Annotated in this window: 25 protein-coding genes; 12 read left to right on the top strand and 13 right to left on the bottom strand. The window is 67.7% G+C overall.

What is annotated here, in order from left to right:
* On the bottom strand, positions 1-1111 hold a 1111-nt coding region (locus tag HNV26_RS29820), incomplete at its 3' end, for an alpha/beta fold hydrolase (protein ID WP_171452916.1).
* Positions 1112-1204: 93 nt separating this feature from the next.
* Here HNV26_RS29820 and pssA point away from each other — a divergent pair.
* The 4 genes from pssA to HNV26_RS29800 all read left to right on the top strand — a co-directional run bounded on the left by pssA (position 1205) and on the right by HNV26_RS29800 (position 5544).
* The gene (gene pssA / locus HNV26_RS29815; protein ID WP_171444232.1) at positions 1205-2071 is read left to right on the top strand and encodes a CDP-diacylglycerol--serine O-phosphatidyltransferase; all 867 of its coding nucleotides are present in this window, start codon (positions 1205-1207) and stop codon (positions 2069-2071) included.
* 111 nt (positions 2072-2182) lie between these two features.
* Complete coding sequence (locus HNV26_RS29810) at positions 2183-3448, top strand: CinA family nicotinamide mononucleotide deamidase-related protein (protein WP_171444231.1); 1266 nt, start codon at positions 2183-2185, stop codon at positions 3446-3448.
* A complete protein-coding gene (locus tag HNV26_RS29805; RefSeq protein ID WP_171444230.1) occupies positions 3445-4977 on the top strand; it encodes a hypothetical protein in 1533 nt (510 codons plus the stop codon). The genes HNV26_RS29810 and HNV26_RS29805 overlap by 4 nt, the downstream gene beginning before the upstream one ends.
* Before the next feature lie 57 nt (positions 4978-5034).
* Positions 5035-5544, top strand: a complete 510-nt coding sequence (locus HNV26_RS29800) for a DUF1285 domain-containing protein (protein ID WP_171444229.1) — start codon at positions 5035-5037, stop codon at positions 5542-5544.
* Here HNV26_RS29800 and recA read toward each other — a convergent pair.
* Positions 5541-6569, bottom strand: a complete 1029-nt coding sequence (recA, locus tag HNV26_RS29795) for a recombinase RecA (RefSeq protein ID WP_171444228.1) — start codon at positions 6567-6569, stop codon at positions 5541-5543. The two genes, HNV26_RS29800 and recA, sit on opposite strands and share 4 nt — an antisense overlap.
* 294 nt (positions 6570-6863) lie before the next feature.
* Here recA and HNV26_RS29790 point away from each other — a divergent pair, with 294 nt between their 5' ends.
* Positions 6864-8249 carry an NAD(P)/FAD-dependent oxidoreductase gene (locus HNV26_RS29790; protein ID WP_171444227.1) on the top strand — a complete coding sequence of 462 codons (1386 nt, stop codon included), beginning with the start codon at positions 6864-6866 and terminating at the stop codon, positions 8247-8249.
* A 15-nt stretch (positions 8250-8264) separates the two neighbouring features.
* Here HNV26_RS29790 and HNV26_RS29785 read toward each other — a convergent pair whose 3' ends face one another.
* The gene (locus tag HNV26_RS29785; protein WP_171444226.1) at positions 8265-9908 is read right to left on the bottom strand and encodes a YifB family Mg chelatase-like AAA ATPase; all 1644 of its coding nucleotides are present in this window, start codon (positions 9906-9908) and stop codon (positions 8265-8267) included.
* A 197-nt stretch (positions 9909-10105) separates the two neighbouring features.
* On the opposite strand from HNV26_RS29785, the gene HNV26_RS29780 reads away from it, so the two are divergent.
* Complete coding sequence (locus tag HNV26_RS29780; RefSeq protein WP_171444225.1) at positions 10106-10780, top strand: hypothetical protein; 675 nt, start codon at positions 10106-10108, stop codon at positions 10778-10780.
* Here the strand turns inward: HNV26_RS29780 and HNV26_RS29775 are convergent.
* From HNV26_RS29775 to HNV26_RS29755, 5 genes are all read right to left on the bottom strand, one after another.
* The gene (locus HNV26_RS29775; protein WP_011551561.1) at positions 10681-11304 is read right to left on the bottom strand and encodes a DUF2378 family protein; all 624 of its coding nucleotides are present in this window, start codon (positions 11302-11304) and stop codon (positions 10681-10683) included. The genes HNV26_RS29780 and HNV26_RS29775 overlap by 100 nt on opposite strands.
* 78 nt (positions 11305-11382) lie before the next feature.
* Entirely contained in the window at positions 11383-11883 is a 501-nt protein-coding gene (locus HNV26_RS29770; RefSeq protein ID WP_140788495.1) for an ExbD/TolR family protein, read from the bottom strand.
* Entirely contained in the window at positions 11883-12299 is a 417-nt protein-coding gene (locus HNV26_RS29765) for an ExbD/TolR family protein (RefSeq protein WP_171444224.1), read from the bottom strand. Before HNV26_RS29765 ends, HNV26_RS29770 begins: the two co-directional genes overlap by 1 nt.
* Positions 12300-12423: 124 nt before the next feature.
* Positions 12424-13107 (bottom strand): MotA/TolQ/ExbB proton channel family protein, encoded by a 684-nt coding sequence (locus HNV26_RS29760; protein ID WP_171444223.1) that lies wholly within the window; start codon positions 13105-13107, stop codon positions 12424-12426.
* Positions 13108-13180: 73 nt separating this feature from the next.
* The gene (locus HNV26_RS29755) at positions 13181-13936 is read right to left on the bottom strand and encodes an energy transducer TonB (RefSeq protein ID WP_171444222.1); all 756 of its coding nucleotides are present in this window, start codon (positions 13934-13936) and stop codon (positions 13181-13183) included.
* Between the two features lie 234 nt (positions 13937-14170).
* On the opposite strand from HNV26_RS29755, the gene HNV26_RS29750 reads away from it, so the two are divergent.
* From HNV26_RS29750 to HNV26_RS29735, 4 genes are all read left to right on the top strand, one after another.
* Positions 14171-17359, top strand: coding sequence for a TonB-dependent receptor (locus tag HNV26_RS29750; RefSeq protein WP_216612846.1), 3189 nt, complete (start codon positions 14171-14173; stop codon positions 17357-17359).
* 36 nt (positions 17360-17395) lie between these two features.
* Positions 17396-18106, top strand: a complete 711-nt coding sequence (locus HNV26_RS29745) for a hypothetical protein (RefSeq protein ID WP_171444220.1) — start codon at positions 17396-17398, stop codon at positions 18104-18106.
* Positions 18107-18237: 131 nt separating this feature from the next.
* Positions 18238-19782, top strand: a complete 1545-nt coding sequence (locus tag HNV26_RS29740; protein ID WP_171444219.1) for a radical SAM protein — start codon at positions 18238-18240, stop codon at positions 19780-19782.
* A 96-nt stretch (positions 19783-19878) separates the two neighbouring features.
* A complete protein-coding gene (locus tag HNV26_RS29735; protein ID WP_366817055.1) occupies positions 19879-20796 on the top strand; it encodes a hypothetical protein in 918 nt (305 codons plus the stop codon).
* Positions 20797-20919: 123 nt separating this feature from the next.
* On the opposite strand, the gene HNV26_RS29730 is transcribed toward HNV26_RS29735, so the two are convergent.
* Both HNV26_RS29730 and HNV26_RS29725 read right to left on the bottom strand, forming a co-directional pair.
* On the bottom strand, positions 20920-21501 hold the full coding sequence (locus tag HNV26_RS29730; protein WP_171444217.1) for a hypothetical protein: 582 nt from the start codon (positions 21499-21501) through the stop codon (positions 20920-20922).
* A 6-nt stretch (positions 21502-21507) separates the two neighbouring features.
* Positions 21508-22068, bottom strand: a complete 561-nt coding sequence (locus HNV26_RS29725; RefSeq protein ID WP_171444216.1) for a DUF4920 domain-containing protein — start codon at positions 22066-22068, stop codon at positions 21508-21510.
* Positions 22069-22156: 88 nt separating this feature from the next.
* On the opposite strand from HNV26_RS29725, the gene HNV26_RS29720 reads away from it, so the two are divergent.
* Together HNV26_RS29720 and plsY are read left to right on the top strand one after the other, a co-directional pair.
* Complete coding sequence (locus tag HNV26_RS29720) at positions 22157-22588, top strand: DUF2752 domain-containing protein (RefSeq protein ID WP_171444215.1); 432 nt, start codon at positions 22157-22159, stop codon at positions 22586-22588.
* A gap of 10 nt (positions 22589-22598) precedes the next feature.
* Positions 22599-23177, top strand: coding sequence for a glycerol-3-phosphate 1-O-acyltransferase PlsY (gene plsY, locus HNV26_RS29715; RefSeq protein WP_140861197.1), 579 nt, complete (start codon positions 22599-22601; stop codon positions 23175-23177).
* Here plsY and HNV26_RS29710 read toward each other — a convergent pair.
* The 3 genes from HNV26_RS29710 to HNV26_RS29700 form a co-directional block, all read right to left on the bottom strand.
* A complete protein-coding gene (locus HNV26_RS29710) occupies positions 23094-24395 on the bottom strand; it encodes a THUMP domain-containing class I SAM-dependent RNA methyltransferase (protein WP_171444214.1) in 1302 nt (433 codons plus the stop codon). The two genes, plsY and HNV26_RS29710, sit on opposite strands and share 84 nt — an antisense overlap.
* Positions 24396-24401: 6 nt before the next feature.
* Entirely contained in the window at positions 24402-24686 is a 285-nt protein-coding gene (locus tag HNV26_RS29705; protein WP_163884327.1) for an antibiotic biosynthesis monooxygenase family protein, read from the bottom strand.
* Positions 24687-24805: 119 nt separating this feature from the next.
* The coding region (locus tag HNV26_RS29700; protein ID WP_171452915.1) for a DNA translocase FtsK at positions 24806-26637 on the bottom strand (1832 nt) is incomplete at its 5' end.

The following is a 26637-nucleotide window of genomic DNA, read 5'->3' as shown; positions in this document are numbered from 1 at the left end:
GGGGGGCGGTGATGGCGGCGGGCAGGGCGGAGGCATGTCGCTCCAGCCACTCGCGGATGACGGGATAGACCTCCGACGGCGCGCCGGTGCCGAAGATGAGGTCCCCGTGCCCGTAGTGCATCTTGTCGCCATGGTCCGTGCCGAAGATATGCAGCGTGCGGTCGGGCGCGGTCGCGAGCGCGAACTGCGACTCCACGTTGGCCGGCGTGGCCAGCCGGTCCGAACTGCCGCCCATGATGAGCAGCGGGAGCTGGAGCTGTGCGATGCCTGCGCGCCAGTCCTTTGCGCGGTCGAAGGAGCGGAACATGTCGTGCTCAATCCAGTCCTGGAACTGAAGCAGCACCTTGCGGCTCATCGACGACATCATGTTCGCGTAGACCTGCCGCTGGATGCGCGGCGGGATGTGCTCGGGGTTCACCAGCAGGTCCGACAGGGGCAGGGTGATGTAGCCCAGGAACGGCGCGAGGCTGGCGCTCATCCACTCCTGCCGGAAGCGTGCGGGCCAGGCGGCACGGACGCCCATGGAGATGAGCGTGCGCAGGAAGGGCTCCGACTTGAAGTGCACGGGAGCGCCCAGCGCGAGCAACCCCGCAAGCTTCGCCCCGTGCGGGCCTTGCGCGACGCCGTAGCCCACCAGTCCGCCCAGCGAATGGCCGAGCCAGAAGGCGCGTTTCGCACCCGTCTCCTTCAACGCCAGCTCCAACAGCGCGGGTCCATCCTGGAGGATGTGGTCGTCGATGGTGAAGTCCGTGTACCTCCGGCCTCGAGGCGGCTGGCGCGAGTGTCCGGTGCCGCGCCACTCGACGCTGAAGCAGTCGAAACCCGCTTCGGTCAGGTAGTGCGCGACGGAGTAGGGGGGCTCGAAGTCGAAGGTGAACCGGTTCGCCGCGAGCCCGTGGCACAGCAGCACGGGCTCCTCGAATCGGCGCACGGCCGCGCGCCGCGCGTGAATCACCAGCTCCCATCCGTCCTCGCAGCGGGTGCGGAGGACCTGGGGCAACTCCGCCCTGGGTCGGTACCATCGTCGCACGGCCACGACCCAAAGGACGTTCCACAGAACGAGTGCGACCCCAGCGACCAGTACCCACACCACCCACCGCGAAGCATCCATGCATCCTCCTTTCCAAAAATAAAACCCTGCTAAGGTCGGTTCACCCGCCGTCCTGCCGCCGGGAAGTCACGGTCATCAGAGGAAGTCGAGGGAATGATGAAGTTGCGGAAACTGATGTTCGTGCTGCCGAATCTCTTCACCGTCACGTCCATTTTCTGCGGCTTCTACGCCATCACCTTGTGCACGGGGGACGCCGAGCCGGTGCAGCTGTACCAGGCGGCCCTGGCCATCTTCTTCGCCATGTTCTTCGACGGCTTCGATGGCCGGGTGGCCCGGTTGACGAAGACGCAGAGCGACTTCGGCGTGCAGCTCGACAGTCTGGCGGACGTCATCTCCTTCGGAGCGGCGCCCGCTCTCCTGGTGTACAGGTGGGCGCTCGAGCCCCTGGGCTTCATGGGGCTGTTCATCGCGTTCTCCTTCGCGGCCTGTGGTGCATTGCGTCTGGCGCGCTTCAACGTGCTGGCGGCGCGTAACCCGCAGGGAGGCGGTGGCAGCTTCTTCGTGGGCCTGCCCATTCCCGTAGCGGCCGGAATGCTGGTCTCCGTCATCATCTCCCACCATGCGGCGACGCAAGGGGAGCCCCTGGCCGAGCGCGCCGTGGTGCCCATGGCGGTGGCGGTGGCGGGCCTGGCGCTGCTGATGGTGTCGACGGTGCGCTACCGCACCTTCAAGGACACGCGGCCCAGCCGGAAGAGCGCGCTGGCCTTCATGCTCGTGGTGGTGGGCGGCACGGTGATCGCCACGCAGTTGCACCCGGCCTGGGTGCTGGTGGCGTGCTGCGGCGCCTACCTCGCGCTGGGGCTGGTGGAGTCGGCGGTGCTGGTCCGCAGCCGGCTGGCCGCTCGCAAGGGGGCGGCCCCCTGCGCGGTGGCCGCGGTCGCGGTGGCCACGGTCATCGACGACGAGGAAGAAGAGGACGCGGAGCCCAGCCAGGGCAACGACGGGCCCGCGTACCTCTGACCTCGAGGACGCTGTTTCCCGCTCGGCCCCCGTCCAGACCAGGGGGCGTTGCGGCTTGAGTGCGCTTCGGTCCGTGCCCAGCCGTCCGGCTGCCGCTAGGATGCGCGGCCCATGCGCGTCGAACTGCTGTGCACCGGTGACGAACTCGTCACCGGCCTCATTACGGACACGAACAGCACGTACCTGGAGGCCCGCCTCTTCGACCTTGGCGTCAAGGTGGAGCGCGTGGTCCTGGTGGGTGACGTGCGGCCGGACATCACCCAGGCGCTGAAGGAAGCCGCGTCGCGCGCGGACGTGGTGGTGGTGTCGGGGGGCCTGGGGCCCACGGCGGACGACTTCACCCTCGAATGCGCCGCGGAGGCCGCGGGCGTGCCGCTGGAGGAAGATGCCCAGGTTCTTGACTGGCTGCATCAGCGCTACGCCGCGCGAGGCCTGTCGCCCAACCCGAGCGCCCTGCGCATGGCCCGCGTCCCCCGGGGCTCCGAGCCCGTGAGGAACCCAGAGGGCTCCGCGCCGCTCGTCGTGATGAAGCTGGGGGGCGCCCAGTTGTTCTTCCTTCCGGGCGTACCCCGTGAGTTCAAGGCACTCCTGGAAGGCGAGGTGCTGCCGCGGATCCGCGCGACGCTGGATGCCCGCCCCGAGCGGACCTACCGGGCTTTCCGGCTGCTGCGCACGGTGGGCATCCCGGAGTCGGAGCTCGACATGGCGGTGGCCCCCATGGGACCCCGCCATCCCCGCATCGTGTTCGGCTTCCGCACCCACGCCCCGGAAAACCACCTGAAGCTGATGGCGGAGGCCTCCTCCCAATCGGAGGCGGATGCCGCGCTCGCCGCCGTGGAGGTGGAGTGCCGCCAGATGCTGGGCACGAAGCTCTTCGGCGTGGACTCGGAAGCGTACGCCGCGGTGGTCCTCGAAACGCTCCGTCGGGCGGGCGCCACGCTGGCGGTGGCGGAGAGCTGCACTGGCGGCCTCATCGCCCAGCAGCTCACCGCCGTGCCGGGCTCCAGCGAGGTCTTCATCGGCGGCGCGGTGGTGTACTCGGAGAAGACGAAATCCGCATGGGTGGGCGTTCCTCCCGACGTGCTCGCACGGCACACGGCTGTCTCTCGCGAGACGGCCCAGGCCATGGCGGAGGGCGTGCGCGATGTCTGTGGCACGACCTACGGCTTGTCCGTGACGGGATACGCGGGCCCTGGCGGCGGCACGCAGGAGGACCCCGTTGGCACCGTGTACTGCGCGCTGTCGGCGCCTGGCGTGCCCACCCGCTGTGAGCGCATCTCCGTCACCGGTGACCGCGACCGCGTGCGCCTGTTCGCCGCTTCCCATACGCTTGAAATGCTGCGGCAGCACCTGCTCGCCGCGCCCGCGACCCCATGAGCCGTTCCAAGTCCAAGCGCCCCCGTCCGTCTTCCTCCGAGCCGGGAGCTTCCGAACCGGCCGTGTCAGGAGCGCCCGCTGTCGCGCCCGTCGCTCCGCACCAGGATGCGGGGCCCGCATCCGCCAGCGCACCAATCCCTCCCGCCGAGCCCGAAGTCGCCCCGCCTTTGGTGTCACCGACCGGATCCTCACCGGGTACCCCCGTGTCGGGCGGCCTTCCGCTGAACGTCGCGCGGGTGTGGCTGTCCGCCTACCGCGTGGAGGTGGCGCTGTTCGTGGTCGCCTTCGTGGTGCTCGCCAGCTTCAGCTCCCAGCGCTTCCTGCGCCAGAGCGCCGCGCCTCACTTCGTCTATCAAGCCCAGGCGTGGATGGAGGGGCGGCTGGACGTGGACCCGCAGGTGCTGCCCAACATGGAGGACTGGGCCTGCGTCCGCATGGTGAACGGCGACAAGGTCCGTTGCACCGGGCGCCCGCTCCCAACGGACCGCTGGTTCGTGAGCTTCCCGTCCTTCCCCGCGGTGGCGATGTTGCCCTTCGTCGCACTGCACGGCTACCAGTTCAACGACACCTCGTTTGGAGTCATCGTCGGTGCGCTGGCGGTGGCGCTCTTCTTCTCGCTGCTGCGCTTCCTGGCGAAGGAAGGGGAGACGGAGCGCAACCGCAACGAGAACGTGGCCCTGGCGCTCATCCTCGCCTTCGGCACCCTGTTCTTCTATTGCTCCATCCGGGGAGAGGTCTGGTTCAGCGCCGAGGTGATGGGCGTGGCGCTCACCTGTCTCTACGTGCGCAACGCCGTCCGGGCGCATCGTCCGCTGCTCGCGGGCCTGTTCTTCTCCATGGCGACGCTCACGCGGACGCCCTTGCTCTTCACGGGGCTCTTCTTCGTGCTGGAGGCGCTGTGTCCCGGGCCGGAGCCTCGCCTGGCGCAGCTCAAGGCCCTGGCGCGGAACTGGAAGCCCGCCGCGAAGAAGCTGGGCCTCTTCACGTTGGGCGCCGCGCCGCTGGCGGGGCTCGCGGCCGCGTACAACGTCTACCGCTACGGCCGGCTGAGCGAGTTCGGGCACGCGTACCTCTTCAACAACCGCGTCAACGCGGACATCGACCGCACGGGGCTCTTCAATTGGGAGTACCTGCCACGAAACCTGGAGGCGGCCTTCCTCAAGCTGCCCTCGGTGTCCTTGTCTCCGCTGAAGCTGGGCTATGACCCGCACGGGCTGACGCTGCTGCTGACGCTGCCGCTGCTCGTCTTCCTGTTGGTGCCGAAGACGCGCCCGCGCCTGCATTGGCCGGTGTGGCTCACCGTGGCGGTGTGTGCGCTGCCCGGGCTCTTCTATCAGAACACCGGTTACATGCAGTTCGGCTTCCGGTTCAGCCTCGACTACACGCCCTACCTCCTCCTGCTCTTCGCATTGGGGGGGTGGTCCCTGCGGAATCGGGCGGTGATGGCCGCGGTGGCGCTTGGCGTGCTGGTGAACTTCTGGGGAGCCGTGGCTTTCCGCGGCTACACGGAACTTGTCCGGAACTGGTAGCGCCCCCCGTTTCATGGGCTTGAATCCTTCGCGCTCCACGCGCAGATGAGAGACGTCATGCAACCACCCACTGGACAGCCGCCTCCCGGCAAGCGCTGGCACACCCGTGAGGACAGCGGCATCCGCCTCGACGCCAGGATGCGCTGGTGGCACGACGACGAGCCCATCCTCCATCCCAAAATCATCGAGCTCTTCAACGCCTCGCTCGTGCTGGATGACGCGGGCCGCTACCAGCTCCGCATCGGCAGCGACTGGTGCTTCATCCAGGTGGAAGGCGCCGCCTACGAGGTCCGGACAGTGGACGTCACCCCCGATGAGCGGGTGTCCGTGCGCCTGAGCGACCGCACCGCCGAGGCGCTGGACGTCTCCAGCCTGCATCTGGGCGCGGACGGCGTGTTGTCCTGCCGAGTGAAGCAGGGGCGGGCCCAGGCGCGCCTCTCACGCGACGCGCAGTACCAACTCGGACAGCTCCTGGAGGAAGGGCCCGACGGCGGGCTCGTGCTGAATGTCGGTCAGCGCAAGCTCGCCGTCCCGGTTGAACTGGATGCGTTGGCGTCCTCCGTCTAGGCCGCGACCTCCACCGGCGTGGGCGAGGAGGGCAGGGCGGAAGTCCCCGTAATCTCCTTGCCCAGCGCTTCCAGCACGTCGGGATGTTCGCGCAGCCACTCGGCGGCGCGCTCCCGGCCCTGGCCGATGCGCTCTCCGCGCAGGCTGAAGTGGCTCCCTGACTTCTCGATGAGGCCCGTGGCCACGCCGAGGTCGAGCACTTCCCCCACGCGGTGGATGCCGCTGCCGTACATGAGGTCGAACTCCGCCTCCTGGAAGGGCGGGGCGACCTTGTTCTTCACCACCTTCACGCGCGCCTTCGAGCCCACGACGGCATCGCCGTCCTTGATGTTGCCCGTGCGGCGAATCTCCATCCGCACGGATGCGTAGAACTTCAGCGCATTGCCACCCGTGGTGGTTTCCGGATTGCCGAACATCACGCCAATCTTCATCCGAATCTGGTTGATGAAGATGATGCACGTGCCCGAGCGGCTCACCGCGCCCGTCAGCTTGCGCAGCGCCTGACTCATCAGCCTCGCCTGGACGCCCATGTGCGCGTCCCCCATCTCGCCCTCGATTTCGGCCCGTGGCACCAGGGCCGCCACCGAGTCGACGACGATGAGGTCCACCGCGCCGGAGCGCACCAGGTGCTCCGTGATTTCCAGCGCCTGTTCGCCGGTGTCGGGTTGCGACACGAGCAACTCCTCCACACGGACGCCCAGCTTTCGCGCGTAGGACACATCCAGCGCGTGCTCCGCGTCGATGAAGGCCGCCACGCCACCCGCCGCCTGCACCTGTGCAATCGCATGCAGGGTGAGCGTCGTCTTGCCCGAGGACTCGTTCCCGAAGACCTCCACCACCCGGCCCCGGGGATAGCCGCCCACGCCCAGCGCGCGGTCCACTCCCACCGAGCCGGAGGGGATGACGGCGACCTTCTGTTCGCGCGCTTCCCCGCCCAACGACATCACCGAGCCTCGTCCGAACTGCTTTTCGATGCTCGCTACCGCCGCCGCCACCGCCTTCAACTTCTCCGCAAGCTTGCTCATCGCGTCTGTCACTCCCTCGCCGCCCTTGCTGTGTTGGATGCCGCATCCAGGGGCGCCGTCATGGCGCCGCCAGCACGGCGGGCAGACGGGTGAGCAACACCTGTGCCGCCTGTTCCTCCTCGTATGAGACGGGTGGAGAGGTGTCCGGGTACGTGGCTGTGTGTCCAGGAGTGCGGAGTGTGCGCGTGCCACTCCCGCAGTCGGATGAGAAACAAGCATGGGAGCCCATGCTTGGCGGCATAGCGCATGGCGCTTTGCGTTGAAGTTGGGCTGGACGGGTATGACCTTCCCTGCGTGAGCCCGAAATCAAAGCGCGAAGACCTGCCCCACGTGGTCATCCTCGGCGGTGGTTTTGCCGGCCTCTACGCCGCCCGCCATCTCTACAGGGCCCCCGTGCGCGTCACGATGGTGGATCGGCAGAATCACCACCTGTTCCAGCCTCTGCTCTACCAGGTCGCCACGGCGACGCTGAGTCCCAGCGAGATTGCGGCGCCGCTCCGGGCGGTGCTGGGGCACCATCAGGTGGCGGTGATGCTGGCGGAAGTGACGGGCGTGGATACGGCTGGCAAGCGCGTGCTGCTCTCCGACGGAGAGCTGAAGTACGACTACCTCGTCATCGCTACAGGGGCCACACACTCCTACTTCGGCAATGACGCCTGGGCTCAGTTCGCCCCCGGCCTGAAGTCCATCGAGGACGCGCTGGCGATTCGCCGGCGGATCCTGGTGGCCTTCGAGTTGGCGGAGCGGGAGACGGACCCGGAGATTCGCCGCTCGCTCCTCAACTTCGTCATCATCGGCGCCGGACCCACGGGGGTGGAACTCGCGGGCTCGTTGGCGGAAATCAGCCGGCATTCGCTTCCTGGCGACTTCAGGAACTTCGATCCGCGGGACGCGCGCATCATCCTCATCGAGGGCGTGGACAAGGTCCTGCCCGTCTATCCGGATGACTTGTCACAGAAAGCCTGCCGCACACTCGAGAAGCTGGGAGTGGAGGTCCGTACGGGGGCTCGGGTCACCAACATCACCGAGCAAGGGGTCTTCATCGGCCAGGAGTTCATCCCCGCGAGGACGGTATTGTGGGCCGCGGGCGTGGAGGCATCGCCGGTGGCGAAGTCGCTGGGCGTCGAACTCGACCGGTCCGGGCGCGTGCTCGTCACTCCTGAGCTGACCGTGCCGGGGCACGACGATGTCTTCGTCGTCGGTGACCTGTCCTTGCTCAAGGATGCGGACGGCAAGCCGGTGCCAGGCCTTGCTCCCGTGGCGATGCAGGAAGGCAAGCACGCCGCCCACAACATCCGCCGCCAGTTGCAGGGCAAGCCGATGGAGCCCTTCTCGTACTGGGACCGCGGCTCCTACGCGGTGATTGGCCGAGGCCACGCGGTGGGCATCGCCTTCCGCCGCTTCAAGCAGGCGGGCTTCGGCGCCTGGATGGCCTGGCTGCTCATCCACATCACCTTCCTCATCGGCTTCCGTAGCAGGCTGGCGGTGCTGCTCAACTGGGCCTACTCGTACCTGACGTTTGGCAAGTCGGCGCGCATCATCACCGGCCCGTCGCCTCGCTTGGACCGGCTCCAGCCCACCCGCGCCTTGCCGGAGGGCGGGCAGGCTCCGTCCATCCCGGAGCCCCGCTTCCAGACGACGGCGTCTCACGCGGAGCCCGCGACGACCGGGACGAACTGACGCGTACGGCAGCCCTCAGCCATCCAGGTCTTCCAGCGGGCTCGACCTGCCGGAGGGCCCGGCGTTCCGCCAGGCGGCGTCCCCGGGCGGAGGGGCAGGGCGGGCTCCGTGAAGCTTGCCTTGCATCGCCCCTCGCCGGTCCAGCATGCGGCAGTTGATGGCGAGCTGCATGTCGGTCTGCTCGATGCGGTCGCGTCCCTCGAGGTCTGCCCGCGTGAGCGCCAGTTTCATGATGCGGTCATGGGCTCGCGCGGACAGGCCAAACATCCGCACCGCTTGCTGCAGCATGTGCTCGGCCCGTTCGCTCATGGCGCAGTACCGGCGCAGCAGGTGCGCGGGAAGCTGCGCGTTGCAGTGGATTCCCGGCTCATCGCGATAGCGGACGCGTTGACGCTCGCGCGCGACCTGGGCCCGCTCGCGGTAGTAGCGGCTCGAGGGTTCTTGGACCGTCGAACGGGCCATGTGGTGATACTCCACCGGGCGCGTCTGCAGGCTGATGTCGATGCGGTCCAACAGGGGCCCGCTCACGCGCGTCATGTAGTCGAAGACGCGCTGCTCGCCGCAAGTGCAGGAGCGGCTGGGGACGTTGTAGTAACCGCAGGGGCAGGGGTTCATCGCGGCCACCAACATGACCCGGCAGGGATAGGTGATGTTCTGGTTGGCGCGTGCCAGGTGGATGACGCCTTCCTCCATGGGCTGGCGCAGAACCTCCAGCACGTTCCTCCGGAACTCCGGAAGCTCGTCGAGGAAGAGCACGCCATTGTGCGCCAACGAGAGTTCGCCAGGCTTCGCCGAGAGGCCGCCGCCAACAAGGCCCGCGTCGGAGAGCGTGTGGTGGGGGGCGCGGAACGGGCGCTCGCGCATCAACGCGTGGCCTTCGCCCAGCAAGCCCAGCACCGAGTAGACCTTCGTCACCTCCATGGCCTCGGTGAAGGTCATCTCCGGAAGGATGCCGGGCAGGCGCCGCGCCAGCATCGTCTTCCCCGAGCCCGGTGGCCCGGACATCAAGACGTTGTGGCCCCCCGCCGCGGCGATTTCGAGGGCGAGCTTCAGGTCGGCCTGCCCGCGGACATCGGACATGTCAGGCACCTGGCCCGTGGGCGCCAGGAGACTGGGTTCACGTTGCCGCGTGTACGGCGTGATGCTGCAGGCCCCCGTCAGGTGGTCGACCGCCTCCCGCAGGGTCTTCACGGGAAAGACGCGCAGTTCTTCGACGAGCGCGGCCTCCGCGGCATTGGCCCAGGGCACCATGACGCCTTCGAAGCCGCCGTTGAGCGCCGCCACCGCCAACGGAAGCACTCCTTTGATTGGGCGGAGCGTGCCGTCCAGGGAAAGCTCACCTCCGAAGAGAAGCCGTTCCAGCGGGGCTTCATCCATCAACTTCGCCGCCGCCAGGACACCCAATGCAATCGGCAGTTCGAACGCCGCGCCTTCCTTCTTCAGGTCCGCGGGCGCCAGATTCACGGTGATTCGCTTCTGGGGAAGCTCGAAGCCCGTGTTCTTCAGCGCGGAGATGACGCGGACCTTCGATTCCCGGACCGCGCCCTCCGCCTGCCCCACGACGTTGAAATAGGGGAGGCCGAGCGCCATGTCGACCTCACACTCCACCACCACCACGTCGATGCCCTGCAACGCCCCCGACCGCACCCTCGCCAACATGTCCCGTCCTCTCGCCGTGCCGCGCGAACTCCTTGAGCAATGCACGTACCGGGGCCCACCCCTGGCGTAGGCCCGCGTTCGCCAATCCGCGCCGGCGGATGCCCATCCCAGCCGCGGGAGCTCGAGTTTCAGCCTCGTGGTATTTGTGAAGCCAGGGCTAGCCATGCCCTGACGAGTCCGGTAGCGTTTCACCCACCTTGGGGGACGCTATGGGGGCAAAGGCCGCAGTGGAATCGGGGGTCGTTCAGCAGCGCCGGCAGGTTCGTATCCGCAGGGCGGACATCAAGCGTGGCCAACGGATGAAGGTGGCGTTTGGCGTGTTCCGCTTCTGTCTCTACGGCATGGTGGGGCTCAGCGCCGAAATCTTCTTCTACAACCTGGTGCGCATCGCCCAGCACGTGCCGTTGCTGGAGGCGCTCTTCCGCTTCCAATGGCGCGTGGACGACCGGTTGGGACTCAACGCCATCTGGGATACGCCCATCGCCACGGCGTATGGACAGGGCTCGCTGTGGATGTTCGTCATCTACGGCGTGGCGTGCTTCTTCTTCATCGAGCCGCTCTACCGCTGGATGCTGTACCAGCACACGGGCCTGCGTGCCGCTGTGTACGGCGTGGTCATCCTGCTCTTTGAAGGCTTCTCCGGTGTCATCCTGGAGCGGCTCACGGGGTACCGCATCTGGTACTACGCGGACTCCGGCGCCATTCTCTGGCAGATGACCTCGCTCTACATCCTGCCCATCTGGATGGTGACGGGGCTGCTGGCGGAGTTCATCTACAGGGAGCTGATGGACCCCGACCTCCTGGCGGCCTTGGAGTCTCCGCTGCCCGCCACGCCGGAAGAGACCGAGGCCTCGTTCCAGTTGATTCGGTAGACGCAGGCGTGGCCGTCGTAGCCGGACATCTCGATGACGATATCCTGCGCACCGGCCACCCGCAGCCCCGCGTGGATGATGCCCGCGGTGAAGGCAGGGTAGGGGCCTACCTCGTTCATCCAGAGCTCGAACTGGGTGGGCCCCAGCTCACGCAGCTTGGATTCCGTGTAGTTGTTGCCAGCTCGGAAGTTCTGTGTGGCCCGCATCAGCGTCCTGCGGGGCCCCAGCACGCGGAGCAATGAGAGGACGGCGCGTCCCAGCATCGTCTCGCGGAAGCCTTCGATATAGGCCTCACCCAGCTTCCAGGTGCCCTGCTCGAGCGGGAGTTGGGGAAAGAGCTCCTCCGACGTGATGCGAAGGAACGTCATCCACGCGTCGAAGGTGTAGGCTGGCCGGAGCTTCTGGTCCACATCGAGCCCCGCCTGCCGCAGGCGTGCCTTGCACTCAGGCGTCAGGCGCCCGTGCAGTGCCCGCAGGAACAGGGCTTCGATGGTCTGCTCAAAAATGAGAAGCTCGTCGGCCATGAGGAGTGAACTCTAGCCGACGAGCTTCTCGATGTGAACCACGTACCCACCCGGAGCGTAGGCTCCGGAAGAGGAGTTTCAGGGCGTGGGTGCGGGGGGCGGGGTCGGCGTATCGACCGAAGTGCCCTGGATGATGGCGTTCTGCGGCAGCTCCGTGGCCATGCCCAGCACTTTCGCACCAGCGGCCTTCGCGCCGTCCAGCGCGGTGATGAGCCGCCCGTAGTTGGTGGCGTCATCCGCCATGAAGAAGACGACCTTGTCGTCCGCCTTCTTGGCCGCCAGCATGCGCTTGAGCCGCGTCACGTAGTCGGCGGGGGCGATCTTCTCCGTGTTGATGGAGTAGCCACCGTCCTTGTCGAGCTGGACCACCAGCTGCTGGTCGTTCGGGTCGGGAGGCGTCGGCTCCTGTTCGACCTCGGTGTCCGGCACGCGCACCACGATGTCCTTCTCGAGGAGCGGCGTGACGACCATGAAGATGATGAGGAGCACCAGCACCACGTCGACCAGCGGCGTGACGTTGATCTCCGAGTTCGGCTGCGCCTGGGGCTTCACCCACTGTCGTTGCTTCCGGCCGGCCATTACTTCTTCTCCTCGACGCCCAGGGAGATCTGCTTGGCCTTGGACTTGCGGGCCACGTCCAGCACCTTGCGCACGTCACCAACGCTGAGCGCGTTGTCGCCCTTGAGCAGGATCTTCTTGCCTGGATCCTTTTCGATCTCCGCGGTGAGCTTCTCCTGGAGCCCTTTCTCATCCACCTGGTCGTTCTCCACGAACACCTTCTTGTCCGGGGTGATGGAGAGGATGAGCGGGTCGGCTTCCTTCCCTTTTCCTTCCTTCTCGATCTCGCTGGCCTTCGGGAGCTCCACGGACTTGCCACGCTGGAGCATCGGGGTGACGACCATGAAGATGATGAGGAGTACCAGCACCACGTCGACCAGCGGCGTGACGTTGATGTCGCTCTTGATGCTCCCCTTGGGGCCTGCTGACATTCCCATGTCTTTACCTGTTTCCTGGTAAGGCGGTGCCCGCCTTCACGGTGGGCCTCCAGCGCTCCGAAGAAGAGCTGGAGACAGGGTCACCGTGAAGGCCATCGGGTCGTCCCGACTCGTCGGGGACGGCTCAGGCAGCGTTCGAGGAGTGCGCGCCACCACCCAGGTGGCGGGCAACCACGTCCAGGAACTCGTTGGACGACTCGGAGATGTCCACCGCGCGCGCGTCCACCCAGCCCTGCAGGAAGTTGTACGCCATCACCGCGGGGATGGCCACGAGCAGACCGAAGGCCGTGGTGATGAGCGCCTCGGCGATACCGGCGGAGATGGTGCCGAGACCACCGGAGCCCGCCTGCGCCATCAACTGGAAGGCGTTGACGATACCCATCGTGGTGCCGAGCAGACCGACGAACGGCGCCGTGGATCCGACCGTGGCCAGCAGGCCCAGACCGCGCTTCATGCTCTGGACCTCACGCTGCGCCTGACGCTCCAGCGCGCGGGCCACCGACTCCACCGCCACGTCCTTGTTGTTCGGGCTGATCCGGTACGCCGTCAGTCCGGAGTTGATCACCCGGCCCAGGTGGCCTACATCCTTGCCCAGGTTGGTGTTGGCGGCCGTGCTCAGGTCGCCTTTGGCCAGGATGGCACCCATCTTCGCGGCGAAGTTGCGGCTGTCGGACCGCGCCTTGCGGAAGACGATCATACGCTCCGCCAGCACGACCAGCGAGGCGATGGACATGATGGCCAGGGTGAAGATGACCGAACGGGCGAAGAGGCCCGTATGCGCCCAGATTTCTGCGAGAGTGAATTGCATGGTTGGGTTGAGCGCTCCTCCTCACGAGCGCGGGGTTGTCGGCGATACACGCCTCTAGACGACGCGCCCGGACTCAGCGCGGCAGCTTGAAGTTCAGGGTGAAGGTGTAGTCCACCTGCACAGGACGGCCCTGGAACGTGACCGGCTTGTAGCGCGACGACGACAGCGCGTCCAGGACGGCCCGGTCCATGTGGGGCAGGGGCTTGATGATCCGGCAGTTCTCCACTCGACCTTCCACGGTGACGATGCACTTCACGATCATCGTTCCCTGGACGCGAGCCTCGAGCGCCTCACGAGAGTACTCGGGCTGAGGACCGGACACCTTCTCCGGCCGCGTCATGCCCGCACCGAACGGAAGCACGTCGGTTCCCGTCCCGCCAAGCTGGCCGCCGACCACGCCGCCAATCACACCACCGACGACGCCACCGACGACGCCGCCGACCACGCCACCTTCCACGCCGCCCTCGACGGCTTCTTCGCTCGCCTCTTCTTCTTCAGAGGGAGGCTCTTCGGAGGGCTCCACTTCCTTAGGGGCCTCCTTCGGAATCTCCTTCGGCTGGACGATGGCGTCCGGCTTCTTGGGCTTCTTCGGCTGCGTCTTCGGCTTGCTCGAAGAGGCAGGAGGCGGTGGAGGAGGAGGGGGCGGCGGAGGCGGTGCCATGGTCGCCTTCAGCGTGACCTCAATCTCCTTCTCCTCCTCGACGGGCGGTCGCGTCGACAGCCAGATGGAGAGGCCGAACAGCGCCACATGGAGGATAACCGAGACAGTAGCCCCGACGCCGAATCGCGACTTGGGCCCCTGACCACGGTCAAGGACTGAATCGAACATGCACTAGACTCCTCTTCACCAGTGGACACCCATTGGCGACGCTCCGCCCGGATGAAAGGGCGCGCTACCATACAGAAACGCGTTCCAGGTTCAAGCAAGCACGGTCGACGGACGGGGCGTGATCGCGCAATTGCCCCACTGGTTACCAAAAAGCAACGGTCTATTGACAACTGCTCGACCTCGGATATTTTCCCGGGTCATTTTCACTTGCAGCCCACCTTGGAGGGGTCTGGTATGCACTTGAACCGAGTGCTCCGGGAAACCGGAGTTGTTGTCGCCGCAGGTCTGCTGTACGGATCCGCGGCCTTCGCACAGTCGAGCACGATCATCGGTACGGTGATCGACGCTCAGAGTCGGCAGCCTGCCGCTGACGTCGTTGTGACCGCCACCTCGCCCAACCTTCAGGGTGAGCAGACGGTCGTCACCGACGCGCAGGGTAACTACCGCATCCCCCAGTTGCCCCCCGGCGACTATACCCTGCGGTTCGAGAAGGAGCAGTTCAAGCCGTACGCGCGCTCGGCCATCCAGCTGCGCCTCAACCGCACGATCCGCGTCAACGTGGAGCTGCTCCCCGAGGCGCTCGGTGAGGTGGTGGAGATCGTCGGCGCGCCCCCGACCATCGACGTGGGTTCCACGACGATGGGCGTGAACGTCGATCAGGAGTTCATCAAGCGCATCGCCGTTGCGCGTCCGGGTGGCAAGGGCGGCTCGACCCGCTCCTTCGAGTCCCTGGCCGAGCTCGCGCCTGGCGCCCAGAACGACAACTACGGCGTGTCCATCAACGGCTCGACCTCGCCTGAGAACGGCTACGTGGTGGACGGCCTGTCCACGAACGACCCGGCCTTTGGCGTGAACGCCAGCCCGCTGAGCATCGAGTTCGTGCAGGACGTGAACATCATCACCGGCGGTTACATGCCGGAGTTCGGCCGGTCCACCGGCGGCGTCATCAACGCGGTCACCCGGTCGGGCTCCAACGAGTTCCACGGCTCCGTGTTCGCGAACTGGACGCCGGGCGCCCTCGAGGGCACCCGCAAGCAGGTTCGTGAAGAGGGCACGGTCATCACCGGCCTGAACCAGCTGCAGAACCTGGGCGACTTCGGCGCCACCCTCGGTGGTCCGATCCTCAAGGACAAGCTGTGGTTCTTCGCCGGCTTCGCGCCGTCGTTCTCCCGCTACCAGCACACCCGCACGCTCAACGCGCTGCGCGTCGATGGTGACGGCAACACCATCACGGACGAAACCGGCTTCACGGTCGCGGACGCGATCCCCGGCTCCGCCCGGAACTACTACGCCGACTCCCGTACCATTCAGTACATGGGTAAGTTGACGTACCTCATCAACCAGGACCACAACGTCTCGTTCGCCCTGAACGGCACCCCGTCCTCGACGGGTGGCCTTGGGAAGCTGAGCATCAATCCCCAGACGGGTGGCATGCCGGGCGTGCTGGCGTCCCGTCCGGGTGACTTCGGCCTCACGGAGACGAAGGCCAACACGACGTCGATGGCCCTGAAGTACGCTGGTGCCTTCGCGGACAAGAAGGTCCTCGTTGATGCGAACCTCGGCTGGTTCCACCAGACCGCGTCCACCCTGCCGGGTGACGGCAGCAACCTGGGCGATCGCACGGGCCTCGCTGGCTACTCGCGGATGGTGTACACCAACCCGCGCCCGCTGACCCTGTTTGAAGCCCTGCCGGAAGGGCAGGAGGGGGCCTGCGGGAGCACGCCCGAAGAGCAGCTGCTCCGCTGCCCGGTGACGGGCTACGGAGTGGGTGGCCCTGGCTTCATGAGCGACCAGACGCTGGATCGCTACCAGGCCAACGCGAAGGCCACCTACCTCCTGAACGCGCTGGGTACCCACGTGTTCAAGGCGGGCGTGGACGTCGAGTTGCTGTCGTTCGACCAGGTGAAGGCGTACGGCGGCGGCGTGTACTTCCAGGAGGGCTCTTCGTGGAGCCCCGCGACGCAGGGGCTGCGGGCGGTGCATGATGCTCGCCGCTACGGCTACCAGACGGGGCCTGACTCCGCGGTGACGCAGTACACCCAGGTTGCCAAGACCACCAGCACCACGGTCGGTGGCTTCCTCCAGGATTCCTGGTCCATCGCGAACCGGGTGACCCTGAACCTGGGCGTCCGGTACGACGTGCAGGCGCTCTACGGCGGCAACGGCGATCTCGCGCTGCTGCTGGGCAACCAGTGGTCGCCCCGCGTCGGCGCGATTGTCGACCCGTTCGCCAACGGCCGCGCGAAGGTGTTCGTGAACTTCGCTCGTTACTACGAGCAGGTTCCGCTCAACCTGATGGACCGCGCGTTCCCGGGTGAGAACCGCATCGGCGCGCGTCGCTACCTCGCGGAGCCCGGCGAGGGCACCGCGAGCAGGTGCGACCCGTCCAGCTTCGAGAGCCAGCAGGCGACCTGCCAGGGTGATGAGAACCTGCAGGCGATCCCGGAGAGCAGCCGGAACGTGAACCGCTTCTACACGGGCGGCACGGCTGGCGGGACGCCGGTCGACCCGGACATCAAGCCCCAGTCGTCTGACGAAATCGTGGTCGGCGCCGAGTACGAAGTGCTGGCGAACACCCGCCTGGGTGCGAGCTACACGCACAAGAACATGAACTCGGTCATCGAGGACATGAGCCGCGACGACGGCAACACGTACTTCCTCGGTAACCCCGGCAGCGGCTTCGCTGGTGAGTTCCCGGAGCCGGTTCGTAACTACGACAACGTCACCGTCTACCTGAACCGCACGTTCGCCGACGGCTGGCTCGCCCAGGCCAACTACACCTGGTCGCGCCTGTACGGTAACTACCCCGGCCTGTTCCGTCCTGAGACGGGCCAGCTCGACCCGAACATCCTCTCGGACTTCGACCTCATCGAGCTCCTGGAGAACCGCACGGGTCTGCTGCCGTTCGACCGCACGCACCAGATCAAGGTCTTCGGTGCGAAGGAGTTCAACATCTCGAACGCCCTGTCGGCGAGCGTGGGTGTCTCCTACCGCGGTAGCTCTGGTACGCCGATCAACTACTGGGGCTCGCACTGGGCCTATCTCCAGGACGAGTCCTTCGTCCTCCCCCGTGGCGCTGGTGGCCGTACGCCGTGGATCAACACCATCGACTCCAACGTTGGCGTGAACTACCGCGTCAGCAAGGACAGCGTGGTGTCGTTCACCCTGGACGTGTTCAACCTCTTCAACTTCCAGGGCGTGAGCACGGTCGACCAGACGTACACCCTGCGCGACATCAAGCCCATCCCGGGTGGCACGCCTGCGGACCTGGAGAACCTCCCGGGCCGCGTGGAGTTCCAGGACCAGGCGCCGCGTGATGAGCCCTTCGGCAGTGTCGACGGCGACGTGAACAAGAACTTCAAGAACCCGACCTCGTACCAGGCGCCCCGTCAGGTCCGCTTCGGCATCCGGTACACGTTCTAATCCCAGGCCCAATCACGAAATCGGAACATCAGTCACATGACCAAGAACATCGTGAAAACTGCGTTGGTTCTCCTGGGCACGGGAGGCCTGCTGTCGGGTTGCAGCGTCGAGCAGCCTGATCCCGGCTGCTTCGTGCAGGAATCCCCCCACTGGGCCGTGAAGTACGAGCAGGTGGAGGCCCCTCGGGATGCCGCTGGCAATGCGTGCGACACCGTCGCTCCGCCCGCGGAGATGGTGGGTGTGTACCGGTACATCAACCTCGATGACGGTACCGCGAAGCTCGCCCTCCGTCCTCAAGGCCTTGCGAGCCGTGGCACCGCGGACACCACCACCGACCAGAGCGAGCAGACCGCGCTGGGCGAGCTGGCGACCGACCGCGACGCCGAGGACTTCTGCAACGCGCCGAGCTTCCGCGAGGCTCGCGTCAACGTGGCCACCCCGGCGAACCAGATCGTGTACCAGTACTCCAATGTCCGCGTGTACTCGGCGCCTTCGGCTCCGGGCACCCAGATGACGGGCGAGCTGACCTACACGAACAACGGCTGCACCTCGAAGTACGTGATCAACGCCATCTGGCCGGCGGTGGGTTGCGACCCCGAGTCCGACGCGCCGGCGGACAACTGCGGTCCGGGCTCCGGCCTGAACCCGGACTTCGCGGCGACGTGCATCACCACCGCGAACTGCGCCATCTACGGGGGCGCGGACAACTGCTGCGTCCCGACGAACCAGGTCCCGTCGTTCAAGTAGTCGAACAAGTCGTCTGCTGAACCGCGCCACCCCACCTGGGTGGCGCACCTCGGCCCCGGCGGTCTCTCCCCACATGGGAGTGGCTGACCGGGGCCGCGGTGTTTAAAAGGCTGGACCTGTACTGGAGGCACATGGAGGGCCGTTACTCACTCATCGAGCGTGTTCGCAGCTTGCTGGCGGACGAACAGGGCACGCTGCACAAGGCGGCGCCCTACCGGGTGGCCCTCTGCTACCCCAGCCCCTACCACGTGGGCATGAGCTCGCTCGGCTACCAGGCCATCTACCGTGAAATCCACGAGCATCCTGGCGCGACGGCCGAGCGCGTCTTCCTTCCGGATGACGTGGAGGCCTTCAAGCGCACCCGGACGCCGCTCTTCACGTGGGAGTCCCAGGCCCCTGTCGCTGACTTCGACATGCTGGCCTTCTCCGTGGCCTATGAGCTGGAGCTGACGGGGCTCTTCTCCATGTTGGAGCTGACGGGCATCCCGCTCCTGGCAGAGGAGCGCCAGGATGGCCGCTATCCGCTCGTGGTGGGGGGCGGGCCGTTGACCTTCTCCAACCCGGATCCGCTGGAGCCCTTCGTGGACGTGCTCGTCCAGGGCGAGGCGGAGGATTTGATCCACCTGTTGGTGGAGGCCGCGGCGACCATGGACCGCGAGGCCCTCCTGGCGCACCTGGCGCGCATCCCGGGCTTCCGCGTCCCCGGGCGGGGCGGAGCTCGGTACCACGTGGCCAAGGCCACGGATTCACGGCTGCCCGCCCGCTCCCAAATCGTGACACCGCACACCGAGCTGCGCTCGATGTTCCTCATCGAGCCGGAGCGGGGCTGCTCCCGGGGCTGCCATTACTGCGTCATGCGACGCACCACGAACGGGGGCATGCGCACAGTGCCTCCGGAGCGGATCCTGTCCCTGATTCCGGAGCATGCCCGCCGGGTGGGGCTGGTGGGCGCGGCGGTGACGGACCATCCGCGCATCGTCGAGTTGCTCCGGACGATTGTGGAGTCCGGCCGTGAGGTGGGGGTGTCCTCTCTGCGCGCGGACCGGCTGACCCAGGAGCTGGTGGATCAGCTCAGGCGCGGAGGGGCCACCAACCTCACGGTGGCGGCGGACGGTCCGTCACAGCGCCTGCGGGACATGGTGGACCGGAAGCACTCGGAGGAACAGATTGTCCGGGCCGCGACCTTCGCTCGTACGGCGGGGATGAAGCAGCTCAAGGTGTACAACGTCGTGGGTCTGCCGACCGAAGAGGACGCGGATATCGACGAGCTCATCCGCTTCACCAGCGAGCTGTCCCGCATCCTCCCGGTGGCGCTGGGCGTGGCGCCTTTCGTGGCCAAGCGCAACACGCCCTTGGATGGCGCTCCCTTCACGGGCATTCGCGAGGTGGAGGGGCGGCTGGAGCGACTGCGCAAGGGGCTCCGGGGGCGCGCCGAGGTGCGCCCGACGTCCGCGCGCTGGGCCTGGGTGGAGTACATGCTGGCCCAGTGCGGTCCGGAGGCGGGGCTGGCGGCCATGGATGCCTGGAGGGCCGGAGGGAACTTCGCGGCCTGGAAGCGGGCCTTCGACGCCCGGGACTGCGAGCCGTACCTGGCCCGGCGGGTGGAGGACGGTCGGCGCAACCCCGTCCAGTGGCCCACCGTGCCGAGGACCGCGCCTCCGGCGTCCGCCGCCTGACGTGGGATTGCACGTGGTGGTGCACGTCCGCCCCGGCTTCCGCTAGAAGGCCGCTTGGCGCGCCGATGGCCGGCGTCCAGGGCAGCGGAGATCCAGGTGAGCACGCAGCGAGTGGACAAGTCGTGGCAGCAGAAGGGCCTGAAGGAGTACTCGACGGAGGCCCTGCTCGGGACGCTCGGCCATTACGGCATTGCCGTGGGCGAGGACGACTTCCGCAAGCTGGCGGAGACGGCCTTCCCGCTGGGCATTGCCCAGCAGTGGCGGCCGCAGTGGAAGGGCACCGGCCCCTTCAAGGACTTCGCGGTGGCGGCGGCGGTGGAGCTGTGGAGCCGCTGGATGCCGGACCGCGTGGCGCCCATGGAGATGGCCGACACGCTGGCGAACCTGATGCAGCAGCTGTCGTTCCTGTTGGGTGGGCGGCAGGACGCGGCGGTGGACGCCGCCTTCGAGAAGATGAACGCGGTGCGCGCGAAGATGCCGCTCGACGAGAAGGGTGCGCCGCAGGAGCGCTTCATGCGCGAGGCGCTGGCGCCCTTCACGGAGAAGCAGGCCGAAATCTTCGACAGCCTCGCGGAGGCGCTGGCGTCGTCGGGCCACGTGGGTCACGCGGAGTCCTTCGCGGACCTGGAGGAGTTCCTCCTGCCGGACCGTCGTGGAATCTCGCGCGCCATCGTCCGCGCGGCAAAGGGCGAGCTGGGGCCTGCCACCGAGGACATGGTGAAGCTCACCGAGGACACCGAGCGCTCGCCCATCGCGCGCCTGCTGGCGGTGGACGGCCTCATCCACATCAAGGCGCACGGTCAGGCGGCGGCGGCGGCCCGCACGCTGCTCGCGGCGGCGGAGAATGGCGGTGACCTGCACCTCGCGCTGGACCTCGTCCCCCGCCTGGAGCACGTCTACAAGGCGCAGAACGACCGCGAGTCGCTGATGGAGCTGATGGGCATCTCCGAGCGCCTGGAGGCGGCCCACGACAAGATTCACCCCGGCCACCGCCGTCACCGTCACGGTCGCTGAGACACGCGCGTGACAGGGGGCCTGCGTGGCCTCCTGTCACAGCCCGTGGGAAGGGTGGGGCCCGTTTACGGCTTCCGCGCCCAGGAAAGCGGGCGCCAGGGAGCCGCGCTTCCGCACCTTCATCTAGCCGTTCGTCTCCTGTCCCTGAGGAGATTCGGAGGTGGGCGGCACCTCTTCCGCCACGTCCTTCGCGCCACCCCTGCGCTTCAGTGGAACGCGAAGCACACCGGGGACACCTTCCGCCACGTCTCGCACGGAGACCACGGCGCCCACGGTGGTGTAGCGGATGGCGCCCGTCTGCGTGAAGGCGTGCTTGAGCGGGTACTCCTTCGCCCGGGGAAGGAACCACTCGCGCGCCGCCTTCAGGGGCACGACGTGCAGCTCTCCCTGAGAGAGGAAGACGTACACCAGCAGGTCCGCGCCGCTGTAGAGGAAGCAGCCCGGGGTGTCCTTCTCCAGGTTGGACACCAGTTCGAAGAAGTAGCGGCGGCGGGTGGCGTTGCGGTCGCCCTTCACCTCGATGCCGCGCACCTCTCCCGAGGGGAGCTCCCAGAGCAGGTCCACACCCCGGTGCTGGAAGCGCGGGTCCAACTGCACGTCATGCACGCGCGAGCCCGGCTCCGTCTCCAACATCCATGCGCGGGCGTGCTGCACGGCGCGGTCCGCCGCGCTCTGCACGCCGCGCATGCTGAAGCTTCGTGCCATGTCGTCTCAGCGGCGCAGTTCGACGCCCGTGGCCACCAACTGAACCTCACGCGGCTTGCCATCGGCGCCGCGGGGGACGATGGCGCCCTCCGACTCGTAGTGCTGGGCGCGGCTGTCGGTCAGCTCGGCCACCTTCAGCACGCCTTCCACGCGCGCCTGCGCGCCCGCGGAGTCCAGGGGGACGAAGAAGCCGTAGTCCTTGAACGTCACGCGCACGCCCGGGCCCTTGTCCTGGCCGTTCGCCGCCAGCTCCATCCAGCAGCCCTTGCGCTCACACGCCTTGCGCACCTGCCCCTCGAGCAGCACCGTCTTCCCGTCGTGAGCCTGCGGTTTGGCCAGCACGTCCGCGAGCTTCACCGCCTTGGCGCCCTTGAGGGGCTCGCCGCGGGTGAGCTTCCAGCCGTCGGCCGCGCCTTCGGCCTTGGGCGCGGTCTGCGCCTGCGGGGCGGGCGGGTGGTGGCAGTCGGCCTCGGCGGTCTTGCCCGCCTTGGCGGACGACTTGTCGCTCGCGAGGGCAACCAGGGGAACGGCGACCAGCAGCATCAGGGACGTGCGGAGCGTGTTCATACCCCGTCCGCTTAGCCAAAAGTCTTTGCTCCGGCAAGGCGGCCCCCGTACTAAAGTCCACTCATCCGCACACGCTGAGGAGGTGCGCTTGAAGGTCATCATCCCTCCCCGCAACCGCCGTTTCAGCACCGTGGACGCCATGGGGCTCGCCGGCGTGGTGGGGTTGCTCGTGGCGCGCTACATCCCGGTGGCCCGCATCATCCCCTTCTGGGGCTGTGTGCTCAGGGAGCAGACCGGGTGGCCCTGCCTCGGCTGCGGTCTGACGCGCGTGGCCGACCGGGTGTCCCACCTCAACTTCGCCGGCGCCTGGGAGGTCAACCCCCTGGGGACGGTGGCGGCCATCGTGTTCGCGCTGGCGGCGGTGGTCATGGTGCTGCACCTGGTGTTCGCGATGCCCATCCCCCAGGTGGAGCTCTCCCCCCGCGAGTGGAGCGTCCTGGGCGTCGTGACGCCCATCATCATCCTGGTCAATTACGCCTACGTGGTGGTGAAGACGCGCTTCCCCCACCTGCTGCTGTAGCCTCTGCGTCGTGACTTCCGCGCTCGTCCTGCTGGGCTACCTCGCCGGCTCCATTCCCTTCGGTGTGTTGCTGACGCGGTGGCTGCGCGGGGTGGACGTGCGCGCGGGCGGTAGCGGGAACATCGGCGCCACCAACGTCACGCGCGTAGCGGGCAAGAAGCTGGGCGCGGTGGTGTTGCTGCTGGATGCCATCAAGGGCGCGCTGCCCGTGGTCCTGGCGGTGCGCCTGTTGCCGGATGCGCCCACCGTGCACGTGGCGGTGGGGCTGGCCGCGGTGCTGGGCCACATCTACCCGGTGTGGCTCAAGCTCCAGGGCGGCAAGGGCGTGGCCACGGCGCTGGGCGTGCTGCTGGTGCTGGTGCCCCAGGCCGCGCTGGCGGCCGCGCTGGTGTATGTCGCCGTCTTCGCCGTGTCGCGCGTGAGCTCGCTGGGTTCGCTGGCGGCGGGGGCCACGGCGGTGGGCACGTCGGCGCTCACCGCGCGGGCCGTGGAGTACGCGGGGCTCTCAGCCCTCCTCTTCGCCCTCATGCTGTGGACGCACCGGGGCAACATCCTCCGGCTGGCGCGGCGCACCGAGCGGCGCTTCTGAGCCTTCCCCGGTGACGCCCCGGGCGCTGCCACCGTCAGGCGGGCGGTAGCCCAGCAGCGAGCAGGCGATGGGGCCGTTCCAGAGGTCCCGCTTCGCGGAGGGGCGCGCGTGGAAGGCGCTCTCGAAGGCGGGGTTGCCGCAGATGACCCACACGCGCCAGCCCGGCACGCGGAGCGACTCGCCCAGCTTGAAGTAGAAGCTCTTCATGCCCTTCTGGCCGCCCGTGCCGAGCCGGTCGCCGTAGGGCGGGTTGGTGACGATTAATCCGCCTGTCTCCGGCAGCGGCGGGAGCCGGGTCGCGTCACCTTCAGCCAACTGGATTTCCTCCGTCAGTCGCGCGGCGCGCACGTTGCGGCTGGCGGCCTCCAGCGCCTCCGGGTCCTTGTCGAAGCCGAGCAGCGGCACTTCCACCTTCCGCTCGTTGCGGCGGGCATCCGCGCGCATGTCCGCGAGCAGCTCGCGGGCCCGGGCGCCCAGCTCCGGCCAGCGCTCCACCGCGAAGTCCCGGTTGAGCCCGGGCGCGCGCCGGCGGGCGATGAGGCCTGCCTCGATGAGCAAGGTGCCGGAGCCGCACATCGGGTCCACCAGGCCCTCCGTCCCCGTGTAGTTCGCCGCGCGCAGCACCGCCGCGGCCAGCGTCTCCTTCAGCGGGGCGGGCGTGGGGCGCACGCGGTAGCCCCGGCGGTGCAAGGGCTCGCCGCACAAATCCAGGGACAGGGACAGCGTTTCACGGGCGAGGTGCGCCACCACGCGGATGTCCGGGTCGCGCGTGTTCACGTCCGGCCGGGCGCCCTTCGTGTCGCGCATCCGGTCGACGATGGCGTCTTTCACCTTGAGGGCCACGAAGCCGGAGTGGCTGTGCTCGCTGTCCTTCAGCGTGGCATCCACCGCGAAGGTGTGTTCGGGGGTGAGGTGCTCCTCCCAGGGGATGCTGGCGGCGGCTTCGTACAGGCCTTCCGCGCCCCGGGCCTCGAAGGCGCCCAGCGGGTAGAGCACGCGCATGGCGATGCGGGACCAGAGCGCCACCATGAGCGCCTCGTCCAACGTGGCCATGAAGCGGACACCGCCGCGGTCCTGGCGGATGCGGCGGGCGCCGAGCTCCTTCAGCTCGTCGGCCAGGAGGTCCTCGGTGCCGCGAGCGGCGGTGGCGAAAAGGGCAATGCGTTCAGCCATGGGACTCCGCCCATAGACGACACCGGGCCGCTTGGGAACCGGCATCGCGTTTCATGTGCCCACCACCTCGTAGAGGGCGAAGGTGGCGTCCTCCTGCTGGGCGCTCGCCTCCCGCGCCCGCTGGAAGTCCTCGGACTGAAAGTAGGCCCGCATGGAGGCCTTGTCCCGCCAGCGCGTCACCAGCATCAGCTCCGGCGGCCGCTCGAAGGAGCGCAGCACCTCCAGCCCCAGGAAGCCCGGGTATCCGTCCACCGCCCGCGTGCGCGCCTGGAAGCGGGCGACCAGGCGGTCCGCTTCCTCGGGGGCCGGCCGGAAGCGGGAGATGGCGACAATCATGGGCACGCCTCGGTGGAAAACAGCGAGGGCGTCCGGGCCGAGCCAGGACGCCCCCGTGAAGTGGAACCGCCAGGGCCACCGCCTCCCATCCCATCCGGGAGACGGCGGCCACGTGGGCCTTACATGGCCCCGGCGCCGGGCATGTCGCCGAGTCCCCGGATGAGCACCTCGCGGGGCTTGGCACCATCCGCCGCGCCCACCACGCCGTCGCGCTCCATCCGCTCAATCATGCGGGCCGCGCGGTTGTAGCCGATGCGCATCTTGCGCTGGAGCATGGAGATGGAGACGGCCCGCATCTCGCTGACCGTCGCGAGCGCCTGGTCGTACAGCTCGTCGGACAGCTCGTCCTCCTCGCCGCCACCTTCCACGTCCTCGTCGCGCGGCTTGAGGATGGAGTCGTCGTAGACGGGCTTGCCCTGGGCCTTGAGGTGGTCCACCGCCTTCTTGATTTCGTTCTCCGACACGAAGGCGCCGTGGACACGCTGCAGGTGCGCGCTGGTGGGCGGCATGATGAGCATGTCGCCCATGCCCAGCAGGGCCTCCGCACCCACCGTGCCCAGAATCGTCATCGAGTCCGGCTTCGAGCGCAGCATGAAGCTGACGCGCGTGGGGAAGTTGGCCTTGATGACGCCGGTGACGACGTCCGTGGACGGGCGCTGCGTGGCGACCATCAGGTGGATGCCGGCCGCGCGGGCCATCTGCGCCAGGCGCGCGACGTAGGTCTCCACCTCGCGGCTGGCCACCATCATCAGGTCGGCGAGCTCGTCGATGATGACCACGATGTAGGGCAGCTTCTTGAGCTGCTTCTTCTCCGGCTCGGTGGACTCGCTGGCCTCCATCGCCTCGGTGTCCTCGGACTCAGACTCGGCCTCCAGCTCCGGCGCCTCGGCTTCCTCGGACGCCTGCATGTCGAGCATGTCGTCCTCGTCGTCCCGGGGGGCGGCGACGCCCAGGCTCTCGCCGCCCGCGGGCATGGAGGACTTGGGGCTTTCGCCATCGAGCACGAGCACGTTCTTCGGCTTCGCCTTCTTCTTCGGCGCGGACTCGGTGGTCGTCTTCACCTCCACCGCGGTGCTCTCCACCAGCTTGTTGAAGCCGGCGATGTTGCGCACGCCCGCCTCGGACAGCATCTGGTAGCGGCGCTCCATCTCCTCCACGGCCCAGCGCAGCGCGAGCGCCGCCTTCTTCGGGTCCGTCACCACCGGCAGCAGCAGGTGGGGGATGCCCTCGTAGACGGAGAGCTCCAGCATCTTCGGGTCCACCATGATGAAGCGGACCTCCTCGGGCGTGGCCTTGAGGAGGATGCTCATGATCATGGAGTTCACCGCCACCGACTTACCGGAGCCGGTGGTGCCTGCGATGAGCAGGTGGGGCGCCTTGGCCAGGTCGAGGACGTACGGCATGCCCTCGATGTCCTTGCCCACGCACATGGTCAGCTTGCTGGCGCCCTTGTTGAAGGCGTCCTGCTCGGCGATCTCCTTGAGGTAGACGGTTTCGCGGTCCCTGTTCGGCACCTCGATGCCCACCACGCCCTTGCCGGGGATGGGGGCGACGATGCGCACGCGCATGGCCTCCATGGCCATGGCGAGGTCGTCCGCGAGCGCGGCAATCTTGCTCACCTTGATGCCGGGGCCCGGGAGGAACTCGTACATGGTGACGACGGGGCCGGGGCGAATCTCCACCACCTCGCCGACGATGCCGAAGTCCGCCAGCTTCGCGCGCAGCTTCTCCGCCGTGGACAGGTACACGTCCTTGTCCAGCGCGGATCGCTCTGTCTTGTCGTACTCGAGCACGTCGAGCGGCGGCAGCGAGAAGCTCTTGCGGTCGCCGACGAACTCGAACTGGTCCTGGCTCTTCTTGACGGTGGGCTTGGGCGGGGCCTTGGGCTCCACGATGAGCGGCATGCGCGCCAGCGCGGCCGTCGGCGCGGGGACGATGTCTGCCGGGGCGG

The sequence above is a fragment of the Myxococcus xanthus genome (assembly GCF_013116825.1).
Lineage (GTDB): Bacteria > Myxococcota > Myxococcia > Myxococcales > Myxococcaceae > Myxococcus > Myxococcus xanthus_B.
This window is presented reverse-complemented; position numbering and strand designations above follow the sequence as displayed.

What these genes read in the sequence shown, in the direction of transcription:
- HNV26_RS29770 (WP_140788495.1), bottom strand. Translation starts at nt 11,883, where the DNA reads ATGGCCGGCCGGAAGCAACGACAGTGGGTGAAGCCCCAGGCGCAGCCG.
- HNV26_RS29785 (WP_171444226.1), bottom strand. Translation starts at nt 9,908, where the DNA reads ATGTTGGCGAGGGTGCGGTCGGGGGCGTTGCAGGGCATCGACGTGGTG.
- HNV26_RS29810 (WP_171444231.1), top strand. Translation starts at nt 2,183, where the DNA reads ATGCGCGTCGAACTGCTGTGCACCGGTGACGAACTCGTCACCGGCCTC.
- pssA (WP_171444232.1), top strand. Translation starts at nt 1,205, where the DNA reads ATGATGAAGTTGCGGAAACTGATGTTCGTGCTGCCGAATCTCTTCACC.
- HNV26_RS29740 (WP_171444219.1), top strand. Translation starts at nt 18,238, where the DNA reads ATGGAGGGCCGTTACTCACTCATCGAGCGTGTTCGCAGCTTGCTGGCG.
- HNV26_RS29725 (WP_171444216.1), bottom strand. Translation starts at nt 22,068, where the DNA reads ATGAACACGCTCCGCACGTCCCTGATGCTGCTGGTCGCCGTTCCCCTG.
- HNV26_RS29710 (WP_171444214.1), bottom strand. Translation starts at nt 24,395, where the DNA reads ATGCCGGTTCCCAAGCGGCCCGGTGTCGTCTATGGGCGGAGTCCCATG.
- HNV26_RS29750 (WP_216612846.1), top strand. Translation starts at nt 14,171, where the DNA reads ATGCACTTGAACCGAGTGCTCCGGGAAACCGGAGTTGTTGTCGCCGCA.
- HNV26_RS29775 (WP_011551561.1), bottom strand. Translation starts at nt 11,304, where the DNA reads ATGGCCGACGAGCTTCTCATTTTTGAGCAGACCATCGAAGCCCTGTTC.
- HNV26_RS29760 (WP_171444223.1), bottom strand. Translation starts at nt 13,107, where the DNA reads ATGCAATTCACTCTCGCAGAAATCTGGGCGCATACGGGCCTCTTCGCC.
- HNV26_RS29745 (WP_171444220.1), top strand. Translation starts at nt 17,396, where the DNA reads ATGACCAAGAACATCGTGAAAACTGCGTTGGTTCTCCTGGGCACGGGA.
- recA (WP_171444228.1), bottom strand. Translation starts at nt 6,569, where the DNA reads ATGAGCAAGCTTGCGGAGAAGTTGAAGGCGGTGGCGGCGGCGGTAGCG.
- HNV26_RS29705 (WP_163884327.1), bottom strand. Translation starts at nt 24,686, where the DNA reads ATGATTGTCGCCATCTCCCGCTTCCGGCCGGCCCCCGAGGAAGCGGAC.
- HNV26_RS29800 (WP_171444229.1), top strand. Translation starts at nt 5,035, where the DNA reads ATGCAACCACCCACTGGACAGCCGCCTCCCGGCAAGCGCTGGCACACC.
- HNV26_RS29765 (WP_171444224.1), bottom strand. Translation starts at nt 12,299, where the DNA reads ATGGGAATGTCAGCAGGCCCCAAGGGGAGCATCAAGAGCGACATCAAC.
- HNV26_RS29730 (WP_171444217.1), bottom strand. Translation starts at nt 21,501, where the DNA reads ATGGCACGAAGCTTCAGCATGCGCGGCGTGCAGAGCGCGGCGGACCGC.
- HNV26_RS29755 (WP_171444222.1), bottom strand. Translation starts at nt 13,936, where the DNA reads ATGTTCGATTCAGTCCTTGACCGTGGTCAGGGGCCCAAGTCGCGATTC.
- HNV26_RS29805 (WP_171444230.1), top strand. Translation starts at nt 3,445, where the DNA reads ATGAGCCGTTCCAAGTCCAAGCGCCCCCGTCCGTCTTCCTCCGAGCCG.